This is a genomic window from Gardnerella sp. DNF00983, from assembly GCF_049244265.1.
Taxonomy (GTDB): Bacteria; Actinomycetota; Actinomycetes; order Actinomycetales; family Bifidobacteriaceae; genus Bifidobacterium; species Bifidobacterium vaginale_J.
Window position 1 is genome coordinate 938,647 of the sequence record NZ_CP058392.1, and the last position, 12,506, is coordinate 951,152.

General features: G+C 41.8%; 10 protein-coding genes. 4 read left to right on the forward strand and 6 right to left on the reverse strand.

From position 1 onward, the window contains the following. Nucleotides 1–141: 141 nt before the first annotated feature. From uvrB to HXT34_RS03505, 5 genes are all read right to left on the reverse strand, one after another. Nucleotides 142–2,256 carry an excinuclease ABC subunit UvrB gene (gene uvrB / locus HXT34_RS03485; protein ID WP_421784389.1) on the reverse strand — a complete coding sequence of 705 codons (2,115 nt, stop codon included), beginning with the start codon at nucleotides 2,254–2,256 and terminating at the stop codon, nucleotides 142–144. Between the two features lie 22 nt (nucleotides 2,257–2,278). Continuing rightward, on the reverse strand, nucleotides 2,279–3,001 hold the full coding sequence (gene coaE / locus HXT34_RS03490; protein ID WP_421784390.1) for a dephospho-CoA kinase: 723 nt from the start codon (nucleotides 2,999–3,001) through the stop codon (nucleotides 2,279–2,281). A 102-nt stretch (nucleotides 3,002–3,103) separates the two neighbouring features. Next, on the reverse strand, nucleotides 3,104–3,433 hold the full coding sequence (locus HXT34_RS03495) for a TM2 domain-containing protein (RefSeq protein ID WP_415683516.1): 330 nt from the start codon (nucleotides 3,431–3,433) through the stop codon (nucleotides 3,104–3,106). A 229-nt stretch (nucleotides 3,434–3,662) separates the two neighbouring features. After that, nucleotides 3,663–5,165 (reverse strand): 30S ribosomal protein S1, encoded by a 1,503-nt coding sequence (gene rpsA / locus HXT34_RS03500; RefSeq protein ID WP_119527416.1) that lies wholly within the window; start codon nucleotides 5,163–5,165, stop codon nucleotides 3,663–3,665. Between the two features lie 146 nt (nucleotides 5,166–5,311). Beyond that, nucleotides 5,312–6,196, reverse strand: a complete 885-nt coding sequence (locus HXT34_RS03505; protein WP_421784391.1) for a bifunctional methylenetetrahydrofolate dehydrogenase/methenyltetrahydrofolate cyclohydrolase — start codon at nucleotides 6,194–6,196, stop codon at nucleotides 5,312–5,314. 123 nt (nucleotides 6,197–6,319) lie between these two features. On the opposite strand from HXT34_RS03505, the gene HXT34_RS03510 reads away from it, so the two are divergent. Then, a complete protein-coding gene (locus tag HXT34_RS03510; protein ID WP_421785442.1) occupies nucleotides 6,320–7,372 on the forward strand; it encodes a metal ABC transporter solute-binding protein, Zn/Mn family in 1,053 nt (350 codons plus the stop codon). 116 nt (nucleotides 7,373–7,488) lie between these two features. On the opposite strand, the gene HXT34_RS03515 is transcribed toward HXT34_RS03510, so the two are convergent. After that, entirely contained in the window at nucleotides 7,489–8,085 is a 597-nt protein-coding gene (locus HXT34_RS03515; protein WP_415683589.1) for a CarD family transcriptional regulator, read from the reverse strand. Between the two features lie 134 nt (nucleotides 8,086–8,219). On the opposite strand from HXT34_RS03515, the gene glgB reads away from it, so the two are divergent. The 3 genes from glgB to HXT34_RS03530 all read left to right on the forward strand — a co-directional run bounded on the left by glgB (nucleotide 8,220) and on the right by HXT34_RS03530 (nucleotide 12,502). Continuing rightward, entirely contained in the window at nucleotides 8,220–10,493 is a 2,274-nt protein-coding gene (glgB, locus tag HXT34_RS03520) for a 1,4-alpha-glucan branching protein GlgB (protein WP_415683510.1), read from the forward strand. 16 nt (nucleotides 10,494–10,509) lie between these two features. Then, a complete protein-coding gene (locus HXT34_RS03525) occupies nucleotides 10,510–11,262 on the forward strand; it encodes a response regulator transcription factor (protein ID WP_415683509.1) in 753 nt (250 codons plus the stop codon). Nucleotides 11,263–11,323: 61 nt separating this feature from the next. Then, nucleotides 11,324–12,502, forward strand: coding sequence for a sensor histidine kinase (locus HXT34_RS03530; protein ID WP_415683507.1), 1,179 nt, complete (start codon nucleotides 11,324–11,326; stop codon nucleotides 12,500–12,502). Nucleotides 12,503–12,506: the final 4 nt, after the last annotated feature.

Sequence of the window (12,506 nt, forward strand, 5' to 3'; positions counted from 1 at the left end):
AACCCAGCTCCTTTTTCTATATCACTGCTCACTTACACATACAAACTGGGTTATTCCCCAAGCATTTCACAAAATAAAAACACAAATTTCGCACGATTAACTCACGATTAACTCACGATTAATCATGCTCACTTATTACCCTCACTTATTAGCAGCATCCATTTGCCGCAACTCTTTCTTTAGATCGCGTATTTCGTCGCGTAATCGCGCTGCAAGCTCGAATTGCAACTGCTCTGCAGCAACATGCATCTGCTCGCTCAAATTTTTAATCAGCGACATAATATCGTCTTGCGGAAGCTCAGAAATATTTGCCATACGCTTTTCTTTGCTTTTCTGCCCAAGATTCGGCTCTTTTGGCACGCCATAATGCGAGTTCCCAGCCTTATTAGCATTCCTGTAACCGCCTGCTAGCAAAGTTTGAGTATCAACATCCTCTTTAGCAAGCATGTCGTTAACGTCGCTAATCTTCTTTCGCAAAGGCTTAGGATCAATTCCATGCGCTTTGTTATACGCGATTTGCTTTTCGCGACGGCGCTCTGTCTCGCTAATCGCCTTGCTCATAGCATCCGTAACAGTATCCGCATACATAAGAACAGTTCCAGAAACGTTACGAGCAGCACGACCAATCGTCTGAATAAGCGAACGGTAAGATCTTAAGAAGCCTTCCTTATCTGCATCCAAAATCGCAACAAGCGAAACTTCTGGCAAATCCAAACCCTCACGAAGCAAATTAATGCCAACAATCACATCAATTTTGCCTTCGCGAAGCTCGCGCAAAAGCTCAACTCTGCGCAAAGTATCAACATCCGAATGCAAGTACTCAACTTTAATACCAAGCTCAAGGAAGTAATCAGTTAAGTCTTCCGCCATTTTCTTCGTAAGCGTAGTAACAAGCACGCGCTCATCTTTTGCTACTCGCGCCTTGATTTCCGCAAGCAAATCGTCAACCTGACCTTCTACAGGGCGAACCTCAATCTTAGGATCAAGCAAACCTGTAGGCCTAATAATCTGCTCAACTACGCCATCTGAAAGCCCCAACTCGTAATCTCCAGGAGTTGCAGAAAGATACACAGTTTGACCAACATGCTCCAAAAATTCTTTCCACTTTAACGGGCGGTTATCCATTGCAGAAGGAAGCCTAAAACCATGCTCTACAAGCGTTCTTTTGCGCGAAGCATCACCTTCATACATAGCTCCAATTTGCGGCACTGTTACATGCGACTCGTCTAAAACAAGCAAAAAGTCGTCTGGGAAAAAGTCAAGCAAAGTATGCGGAGGTGTGCCTGCATCGCGGCCGTCAAAATGCCTAGAATAATTTTCCACTCCAGGGCACACTCCAACCTGTCGCAGCATCTCCAAATCGTACGTAGTTCGCATTTCCAAACGCTGAGCTTCCAACAATTTATTCTGCTTTTTAAGCTGTGCTACTCTCTCGTCACGCTCTTTTTCAATCGCCTCTAACGCGCGTTCCATGCGCTCAGGACCTGCAATATAGTGAGATGCTGGGAAAATATGAACGCTACTCTCCTGTCGAATGACTTCTCCTGTAAGCGGATGCAACATTGTAATTCTGTCGATTTCGTCACCAAAGAACTCAATTCTCACAGCTAATTCTTCGTACACTGGAATAATCTCAACAGTGTCACCGCGCACTCTAAAAGTTCCGCGCGTAAAAGCAATGTCGTTGCGCTTGTATTGCATGCTAACGAATTGACGTAATAAATCATCTCGTTCAAGCTGCTCGCCAACGCTTAACATAAGCATTCGCTCGGCATACTCCTCTGGAGTACCAAGTCCATAAATGCACGAAACAGTAGCAACAACAACGCAATCACGTCGCGTAAGCAAATTCGCTGTGGCTGCGTGACGAAGACGCTCAACATCATCGTTAATATTCGAGTCTTTTTCAATATACGTGTCTGTTTGCGGAATATAAGCTTCCGGCTGATAGTAATCGTAGTAAGACACAAAATAGCTCACAGCATTATCTGGCATAAGTTCACGAAACTCTGCACAAAGCTGAGCTGCCAAAGTTTTATTCGGTTCAATAATAAGTGTCGGTCGTTGCAAACGCTCAATAAGCCAAGCGGTTGTAGCAGTTTTACCAGTTCCCGTAGCACCCATTAAAACAACGTCGTTTTCGCCGTTTTCAATGCGATTTGCCAACTCTTCTATTGCTTGCGGCTGGTCTCCTGAAGGCTTGTATGGCGCTTTTACTACAAAAGGCTTGTTTGTGCGCTGAATTTTATTCGACATAATTTTTTACTTCCCCAGTTTTTTACTTCCCCAGTTTTGCCATTTCAGCACTTTTATTGTTTATTTCGCGCAACCATGATTTCAACGTATCGTCAACACTGTTAAGCATAGATTCCATTGGTTTAGTGGAATCGACTACAAAATCTGCCATAGCTTTTCGAACTTTACTTGGAAGTTGACTATTTATGCGCGCCAAAGCCTGATTCTCCGTCATGTTTCGCTCGCTTATCATTCGCTTAACACGAATTTCTTGAGGCGCTTCAACAGTAATAATATGGTCAAAACTAAATGGAATGCTGTCGATTACTTGCGCAAGAAGTGGAATGTCGTGCACAATAACCGAGCTCATGCTGCTTATCTCATTGCGATTTTCTTTAGCATCGCAATTTTCTTTAGAAATTTTACTAGCATACTCGCTTTCATACTCGCTTTCTAAAAGCTTTGCGCAATCATAAATAGCAGGATGAATTATAGACTCAATCTTACTTAACGCTTGTTTACGTTCATCGTCGTCACCAAAAATACGCTCCGCAATAAACGCACGATTTAAAGAGCCATCATTCTTAACAGCATTTTCCCCAAAAATACCTACAATTTGTTGCAATACTGCGCTTCCCGGTTCCACTACTTTACGCGCTAAAACATCGTAATCAATAACAAACGCGCCACGCGAACGCAAATAGCTTACTACAGTAGATTTTCCGGCTGCAATTCCGCCCGTTACAGCAATCCGCATTATTGTCATACTTTGATTATAAATAATCCTCTTATAAAACTTCAGCAACAACTATAAATAATGCTCCAGTAAATAATTACCAGAGCATTATTATTAAAAGAAAATAAATGGTTAATCTTGTAATTCTGCACCATCAAAATCTTTATGCCACTTAGTTCCAGGCTGTGAGCAAAGAATGCAAATTCCCTCAACACATGACCATATAATCGAAATGCATGCAAGCAAGCCAATAGAGAGAACAGAAATCAACAATTGTGCAATAGCCTTGCCTTTAAAACCAAGGTAGAAATTGTGAATTCCTAAACCGCCTACAAAAATCGCCATAAGACCAGCAGCAAGCTTATGCCGAGAACTTACTAAAGTAGCATTAGTATTCATTGAATTATTTCCATCGTATGAAGGAAACTGAGTATTATTCTGATTGTTATCAAACGTACTCATAATTTTTACCAATCCTTTTAATAACTCAATTAATGATTTAATAAAATCATATAATCTTGCTTTTTAAAAGAAAATTCGTTGTACTCACATTTAATTACAGAATATAAGTTACAAAATCGAATCATTTAGAGCTCAATGTAATAATCGAAATACACAAGATTCGAATACACAAGATGCCCCAATGATTACTCACCAGGGCATCTTGTTCATAAGCTTTTAGTAGATAAAACTACTTCTTTTCGCTCAAAAGCTGTTCGCGCAAAGCTGCGAGCTGATCAGAATCAGCTAAAGCACCTTCACTAGTTGCTTCAGAAGAATAGTTGGAAGCAACTTCTTCCTTCTTTTCTTCCTTAGCTGGCTTCTTTTCAGCTTCTTCGCTCTGACCGTCAGCGGCAGCAGATTCAGCTGCAGCTGCAAGTTCCTTAGCAGCGAAAGCCTTGTGTTCTTCCCAAAGCTCGTGAGCTGCAGCATACTGAGCTTCCCACTCTTCACGCTGCTGCTCGTAACCAGCCATCCACTCGTTAGTGTTTGGATCGAAGCCTTCTGGGTACTTGTAGTTGCCTTCAGCGTCGTATTCAGCTGGCATGCCATAGAGAGCTGGGTCGAAATCTTCAGAATTTGGATCGACAGCTTCAGTAGCCTGCTTCAAGGAGAGGGAGATGCGACGACGATCGAGATCAACGTCGATAACCTTCACGAATACCTCTTCGCCACCCTTAACAACAGTCTCTGGGTTCTCTACGTGACGGTTTGCAAGCTCAGAAATGTGAACCAAGCCCTCAATGCCATCTTCAACGGAGATGAACACGCCGAACTGAACGATCTTGGTGACCTTGCCCTTAACAACCTGTCCAGGAACATGGGTGCGAGCGAAACGCTGCCATGGATCTTCCTGAGTTGCCTTAAGGGAAAGGGAGATGCGTTCGCGATCGAGATCAACGTCGAGAACCTCAACGGTAACCTTATCGCCAACCTTAACAACTTCAGATGGGTGATCGATATGCTTCCAGGAAAGCTCAGAAACGTGAATGAGACCGTCAACTCCGCCGAGATCAACGAATGCACCGAAGTTTACGATAGAAGACACAACGCCTTCACGAATCTGACCCTTCTTAAGCTGAGAGAGGAAGGTTTCACGAACTTCAGACTGAGTCTCCTCAAGGAACTGACGACGAGAAAGTACAACGTTGTTGCGGTTCTTATCGAGCTCGAGAATCTTAGCCTTAATCTTCTGACCAATGTATGGGGAAAGATCGCGAACGCGACGCATTTCAACCAAGGAAGCTGGCAAGAAGCCACGCAAACCGATGTCTACGATCAAGCCGCCCTTAACAGCCTCAATAACGGTACCTTCAACGATGCCGTCTGCATCCTTAATCTTCTCGATGTCACCCCAAGCGCGCTCATACTGTGCACGCTTCTTGGAGAGAATAAGACGTCCTTCCTTGTCTTCCTTAGTTACAACAAGGGCTTCAATGGTGTCGCCAACCTCGACAACATCATCTGGATCAACGTCTTTTTTGATGGAAAGTTCACGGGAAGGAATTACACCTTCAGTTTTGTAGCCGATGTCCAGCAATACTTCGTCGTGATCAATCTTTACGACTGTACCTTCAACTAAATCACCATCATCAAAATTCTTGATGGTTGAATCGACTGCCTTGATGAAGTCTTCTTCGGTGCCAATATCATTAATCGCAACCTTGGCGACTTCGTTATTATTCTCTGCCATTAGTTATTAGTGGTTTCTTCTTGGGGTGGATATTACTCGATATTTAATTATGTATTTACGTTACGCGCGCATACTATGCACACGCTCTGTCGATTTTATATACAGGCATAGCCAAAACTTACGTTTTACTTCGGGCGTGTCGCATTTTATTTGCAATTAGCTGCTCGCTCAGCCATATCTACAACATTCGCAAGCAACATAGCTCGAGTCATCGGACCTACTCCACCAGGATTTGGAGAATAAGCTCCAGCAATTTCGCGACAAGCTGAATCGACATCACCTTTTACGCGGTATCTACCTGCTTCTTCATCAAAAACACGAGATACGCCAACATCAACAAGAACAGCACCAGGTTTAATATCTTCTGGCTTAACAAAACCAGCACAACCCATTGCTGCAATTATCACATCAGAACGGCGCATAATCTCTTGAACATTTCGAGTATGAGTATGGCATAACGTAATAGTTGCATCTACTCCCCTGCGCGTTAAAAGAAGACCAATAGTACGTCCAACCGTAATGCCACGACCAAGCACACAAACTTCCTTACCAGAAAGTTCAATACCGTATTCATCGAGCAAAGCTAAAATTCCACGCGGCGTACACGGCAAAGGCGTTGTAATATCTCCAGAAATATGAGTAACAAGTTCACCTAAATTATATGGGTGCATTCCGTCGCAATCTTTTGCAGGATTAATTGACGCAATAACTTTTTGAGAATCAATACCTTTTGGCAATGGCAATTGCACAATAAATCCAGTACAAAGAGGATCATTATTCAATTTCTGTACAGCAGCAAGAATCTCATCTTCACTAGCATCTTCTGGTAAATCGCAACGAATAGAATTAATCCCCACTTCTTCGCAATCGCTATGCTTACCAGCAACATACTTTAACGAACCAGGATCGCTACCTACAAGTAACGTACCCAGACCAGGATTAATACCTTTTTTATGCAAAACAGCAACGCGCGTTGCCAAATCTTTTTTAATTTTACTAGCTAAAGCTTTACCGTCTAACACAATAGCCATAAAAAATTTTCCTCCCAACTCGCACAATTCGTAAGGATAGGCTATCGTGAAGTATAGAAGATATGGGTCGACTAACAATTTTGTGTGCGCCGACGCACCATTATCACGGGAGGAGTCACAGTGATGCGTACCGTTCTTTGTGCAGTAAAGAAGTTTGGAAAAACTGCCATAACATGCCTTATTGCTTCTGCAGTAATACTTGGATTTGCAGCTTGTGGAAAAACAGAAGAAAAACCAAAAGAAAAACCAAAAGCTGCAGCAAATATTTCTGTTGTATCCACTGTTGACACCTGGGGTAGCTTAGCTAAAGAGATCGGTGGCTCTGATGTCAAAGTTGAATCAGTTATGACTGGCTCAGACACAGACATATCGTCATTCAAGCCTAGCTCAAAAGATTTAAAGAATATGCAGAATGCGCAAGTATTGATTACAAATGGTGCAGGCTACGATGATTGGGCAAGCAAAGCACACCCAGCTAAAGCGGAAGTACTTAGTGCAGCAGGTACTGTAGGAGCACTTAAAGGAGACAATCCATATCTCTGGTTCTCTCATGATGCTAGGGATGCAATGGCATCTGCTATGGCTGATACTTTCTCTAAAGTTTTGCCATCAAAAAAGCAAGCTTTTTCTAAGCGACTAGCTCAATGGCAAGAAAAGGAAAAGAAATTAACCACCTACTTAAGCGATTTCTCTAAAGAAAATAGCAACGCAAAGTATGCTTCTACATCCCCTATTCTTTTCTGGCTAATGTCTGATACCAATTTGAAAGATAGTTCGCCTAAAGAATATGCTGACGCAGTAAATAACAATAACGAACCAGAACATTCAAGTGTTGAGGAGTTTCAGAAGCTTATTGAAAGCCGCAAAATCGATGTGTTGATTAGCGATAGTCAACAAGGAAGCGATGTTTTGAACTTGCTAAATGGAATTGCAGGACGAAGCTACACGTCTACAGTGCAAGTAAGCGAACTTATGCCAAAATACGCAGACCAGCTTGATAAATGGATTATGAAGATTTGTGACGACCTACATAATGCTGTAAAAACAACAAAGGATATGCGTAAAGACATTGATGAAAAAGAGCCTCAAAAAAAGCCAATCACTGAGAAGCCACATGTAGCAAAAAATACCGATCCTAAAAATTCTAACCAAGGTCAGCAAGATCCAGGTAAGTAAATTTAGGTGAATCTGTTAAAATAAAAATCCTTGCATTTTGTAAGTGCAAGGATTTTTTATTACCTGTTTTAAGAAAGAGCAATTTTAATAAAGAGCAAAAGCAAATTTATTGCAAATCATTTTTTCTTAGATTTCTTGCTACGCTCTTCTAACAGCGCTAAAGTTCGCGATGCAGGCTCTTCTGGAGCTACAGTATGGTGATCTTCATCGCCTTCTTGAGGCGCCTTATATCCAAGATTCACATCTAAAAGTCGCTCCGCCTCAATCTCATCAATCTTTTCAGACAAAGCAATTTCGGAAATTAAAATACTGCGAGCGCGAGCAAGCATTCGCTTTTCTCCTGCAGATAAACCATGTTCATCAACATCTCGCTGAGATAAATCACGAACTACTTCAGCAATATTGTTAACATCGCCAGTAGCAATCTTCTCTACATTAAGCTTGTAGCGTCTAGACCAATTCATCTCTTTTTCAACTATTGGAGTACGCAAAATCTCAAAAACTTTTGCAACTTCTTGCGCTCCAACAATGTCTCGCACGCCAACTTTTTTAACATTATCGACAGGTACGTTAATTTCCAAACCATCAGACGATAACACTACCAATCGTAAATATTGACGAGTTACACCTTTTACGGTGCGCTCACTAATTTCTTCAACACGAGCCGCACCATGACGAGGATAGACGACCATATCGCCGACTTGATATTCCACAGAACCCTCCGTATGCACAGAAAAACTCATAACAGTTTCCCATAAGGTCACGACTTGAAAAAATTTTCATATTTTTTTCACAATAGCGCGAAACACACGCGACTTACAGCAATAAAGCATGTATGATAGTCACCATGAGTACAGTTACTAACATCAATGAAGATGCAGTCGCAGTCCCAGTCCGACAGGACGTATTAGCTGCGGTGAGCAATGCAGAATATTACAATCCACATGAGGTTCTTGGAGGTCACCTTGGAACTGGCAAAGGTGCCGACACTGTAACCATCCGCGTATTGCGCCCTATGGCAAAGAAAGTTGTTATTCTTACTAAGAACGGTGAATACGAAGCTAAACACGAATATAACGGCATTTTTACAGCTGTTATTCCTGCCGTAAAGCACACAAAAACAAAGTCTTGGTCTGTTCCTAGTTATCGCGTTTACACTGTGGAAATAGACGGTTCCGAATCCACAGATGACGATCCTTACCGTTATTTGCCTCAAGTCGGTGAACTTGACATGTACTTGTTTGGAGAAGGTCGTCATGAACGTCTTTGGGAAGCATTAGGCGCACACGTCAAAACGATAACAGATTCATGGGGACTTATATCTCCTGAAACTGGAAAGATGGTAAAGAAAGTTACTGGTACTGCTTTCTCAGTGTGGGCACCAAATGCTCGTGCAGTACGCGTAGTTGGTAACTTTAATTACTGGAATGGTCGCCGCCACGCTATGCGCTCACTCGGCTCTTCTGGCATTTGGGAACTTTTTATTCCAGGAGTTACAGCAGGCGAAGTATACAAGTACGAAATTCTTACACAATCTGGCAATTGGATTATGAAAGCCGATCCAATGGAGCGCTCTCATGAAGTTCCACCAAACACAGGATCTGTTGTTGTTGATTCTGAGTTTAAGTGGCACGATACCGATTGGATGGATAAGCGCGCAAAAACAGATGCTCACAATGGTCCAATAAGCATTTACGAAGTACAAGCTAACAGCTGGAATCGCGATTTGGGTAATTATCGCGAACTTGCTGATCATTTAGTTGATTATGTGCAAAGAGAAGGCTTTACTCACGTCGAGTTTATGCCGTTGACACAATATCCATTCTCTGGATCTTGGGGATATCAAGTAACAGGTTACTATGCAGTAGATTCTCGCCTTGGCTCCCCTGATGACTTTAAGTACTTGGTAGATAAACTCCACAAAGCAGGCATTGGCGTCATTATGGATTGGGTTCCAGCTCACTTCCCTAAGGATGACTTTGCACTTGGTCGTTTTGATGGCACAGCGTTGTATGAGGATCCTGATCCTATGCGAGGCGAGCATCCTGATTGGGGTACTTACATCTTCAACTTTGGTCGTCATGAAGTTCGTAACTTCTTGGTTGCTAATGCTTGCTTCTGGCTTGATGAATACCATGTTGACGCGTTGCGCGTTGATGCAGTATCCTCAATGCTTTACTTGGATTACAGCCGTGAAGCAGGACAGTGGAGACCAAACATCTACGGCGGACGCGAAAATCTTGAAGCAATTGACTTTATTAAGGAAGCAAACGCAACTGCATACAAGAATAATCCTGGCATCATGATGATTGCTGAGGAGTCCACTGCTTACCAAGGCGTAACTGCACCAACCGATATGGGTGGCTTAGGATTCGGCTTGAAGTGGAATATGGGCTGGATGCACGACACTTTGCAATACCTTAAAGAGGAGCCAATTAATCGTCGTTGGCATCATAACGAAATTACATTCTCAATGGTTTATGCATACTCTGAGCATTATGTGTTGCCATTAAGCCACGATGAAGTTGTGTACGGTAAGGGTTCGTTACTTGGAAAGATGCCAGGCGACGAATGGCAACAGTTCGCAGGATTACGCGCATTGCTTGCATACCAGTGGTCTCATCCAGGCAAGAACCTTCTGTTCATGGGTGGAGAAATTGGACAGTCTAGCGAATGGAACTTCAATACTTCGCTTAACTGGAATGAGCTGCAATGGCCGTTCCATCAAGGCGTGCAAAAGCTTGTTGCAGATTTGAATACTCTGTATAAGAGCTCTCGCGCATTCTGGAGTCAAGACTTTACTCCTGATGGTTTCCAGTGGCTTACAAGCGACGATTCCGATCACAATACTTTAAGCTACATTCGTATTGGCGACGACGGAGAAGAAATCGTTGTAGTAGTAAACTTCTCAGGTCAAGCATGGCAAGACTATCAGGTTGCGTTACCAAAAGGCGGACAGTGGGAAGAAATACTCACAACTGATGATGCAAAGTATTGCGGATCTAATATTCACAACGGCACATTTACTGCTGCTGCTGAAGAGTATCATTCTCGACCATACTCTGCAAGAATCACTGTTCCAGCGTTAGGCGCGGTATTCTTGAAGCCAGTACAACACTGAAAGGTCTTTTTAAAATATGCTAAACGCTCCATCAGCTAGCGTAAATGCTCGTACGATTCTCGTTGTTGAGGATGAGCCAGATCTTGCTACAGCAATTGCACAACGCATTACTGCACAAGGCTGGAGAGCAAGAGTCGCTGCAGATGGAGCGTCTGCTGTTAGAGCTGCTGAACAACTAAAACCCGATCTAATAATTATGGATATTATGCTTCCTATTATGGATGGGATTGAAGCAACTCGACGAATTATCTCCAAAATGCCCGTTCCTATCCTCATGTTAACAGCGCGCGATGCAGAAGCAGATAAAATTGTTGGCTTAAGCGCAGGCGCAGATGATTACATGACTAAACCATTTTCGCCACGTGAGTTAATTGCTCGTTGCGCAGCATTGTTGAGACGCGTAGAACGCGCAGCGCAAATAGCAAAAACAATGGAACATGAACGCACAATTAATTTTGGATCGCTTATTATTAGACCTCGCCAAAGACTTGTAACTCTAAACGACGAAGAAGTACATTTTACTCCAACTGAGTTTGACTTGCTCGCTACTCTAGCTCGTCATCCTCATACTGTATTTAAGCGTGAAAAGTTACTTGAAGAGGTGTGGGATTGGCCAGATGCTTCTGGAACTCGCACAGTAGATTCACACATTAAGTCTTTGAGGCATAAAATTGGATCGGAATGGATTCGTACTGTACACGGAATAGGATACGCATTCGAGCCACCTATTAGTGATTACGACAAAGTTCTACAATCACAGGTTTCATAAATAATTACTACTTCTATAAATAGTAAATAATTACAACACTTTAGCTTCGGAAAATTCGTAAATGGTATTAAAAAATAAAATAGATAATGCTAATTCTGAGCAATATAAAAATACTAAACAACGTAATTTATTAAATAAAAACTCAAATGCTCAACTTAAGAATAAGCCAAAAATGCGATTTACAAATTCTTCTGTAAAACATAATTATCCAAATCGACCTGTCGGATTTTTTTCATCTCTAAAAATTGAACTTTCAGCAATTATTGTTTTTGCAACAGCAATTGCTTTCGTAATGGCATGGTTTTTACTTAAAACTGGTCTAAATGGCTGGATTGCAATGCCATTAACACTTATTGTTGCTCTGGGAATTACATACATTTTTTCTAGAGGACTTACAGCACCACTTCGTCAAATGAAAAATGCTGCAGAAGCTATGTCTGATGGCGACTATTCTGTGCGAGTTGCTGTAGAAAATCGTCGTGACGAAGTAGGTAAATTAACTCTTGCATTTAATGAAATGGCAGAAGAACTTGAACATGCAGATCAAATGCGTAGAGAGCTTATAGCAAACGTAAGCCACGAACTGCGCACTCCTGTTTCTGCTTTGCAAGCGATGCTTGAAAATCTTGCAGACGGAGTTGTTGATCCTACTCCATCTAATATGGAAGCTATATTAAACCAAACTCATAGACTTGCTGATCTTATTACTTTCCTTCTTGATTTATCTAGAGTTGAAGCAGGTGCGGAAAGCCTTAATATAACTTCATTTAATTTCACAGACTTTATTGACGAAATTATCGAACCACTAGAAATAGCAGATTCAGGTCATAATCACAATATTGAAGTTCAAATTAATGATGAGATTGAATTAACAGGAGATCAAGCTCGCCTTTCGCAACTTTTTACTAATATTATTTCTAACGCTCTAAAACATTCAGATGATGGAACTCGTGTTCTTATAAGTGCTCATATTAACCACAGCCAAAACTCTGTAATATGTAATGTTGTGAATTTTGGAGAACAAATTCCTCAAGAAGATCGTGCAGATATTTTCAGAAGATTTGTTAAGGGAAATCAGCGAATTGGCACAGAATCAGGAGGAACAGGATTAGGATTGTCAATTGCTCGTTGGGCTGCACAATTGCACCATGGAACTGTAAAAGTAGTAGACGATAAGCGTGGTCCAAACTTTGAAATTGCACTTCCGCTAAACTATAGCAATACAATAGAAATACAATAGAAAA

Bases quoted from the DNA above. Each gene is read 5' to 3' on its own strand.
- uvrB (WP_421784389.1), bottom strand. From the start codon at position 2,256: ATGTCGAATAAAATTCAGCGCACAAACAAGCCTTTTGTAGTAAAAGCG.
- HXT34_RS03495 (WP_415683516.1), bottom strand. From the start codon at position 3,433: ATGAGTACGTTTGATAACAATCAGAATAATACTCAGTTTCCTTCATAC.
- HXT34_RS03525 (WP_415683509.1), top strand. From the start codon at position 10,510: ATGCTAAACGCTCCATCAGCTAGCGTAAATGCTCGTACGATTCTCGTT.
- HXT34_RS03530 (WP_415683507.1), top strand. From the start codon at position 11,324: ATGGTATTAAAAAATAAAATAGATAATGCTAATTCTGAGCAATATAAA.
- coaE (WP_421784390.1), bottom strand. From the start codon at position 3,001: ATGACAATAATGCGGATTGCTGTAACGGGCGGAATTGCAGCCGGAAAA.
- glgB (WP_415683510.1), top strand. From the start codon at position 8,220: ATGAGTACAGTTACTAACATCAATGAAGATGCAGTCGCAGTCCCAGTC.
- rpsA (WP_119527416.1), bottom strand. From the start codon at position 5,165: ATGGCAGAGAATAATAACGAAGTCGCCAAGGTTGCGATTAATGATATT.
- HXT34_RS03505 (WP_421784391.1), bottom strand. From the start codon at position 6,196: ATGGCTATTGTGTTAGACGGTAAAGCTTTAGCTAGTAAAATTAAAAAA.
- HXT34_RS03510 (WP_421785442.1), top strand. From the start codon at position 6,320: ATGCGTACCGTTCTTTGTGCAGTAAAGAAGTTTGGAAAAACTGCCATA.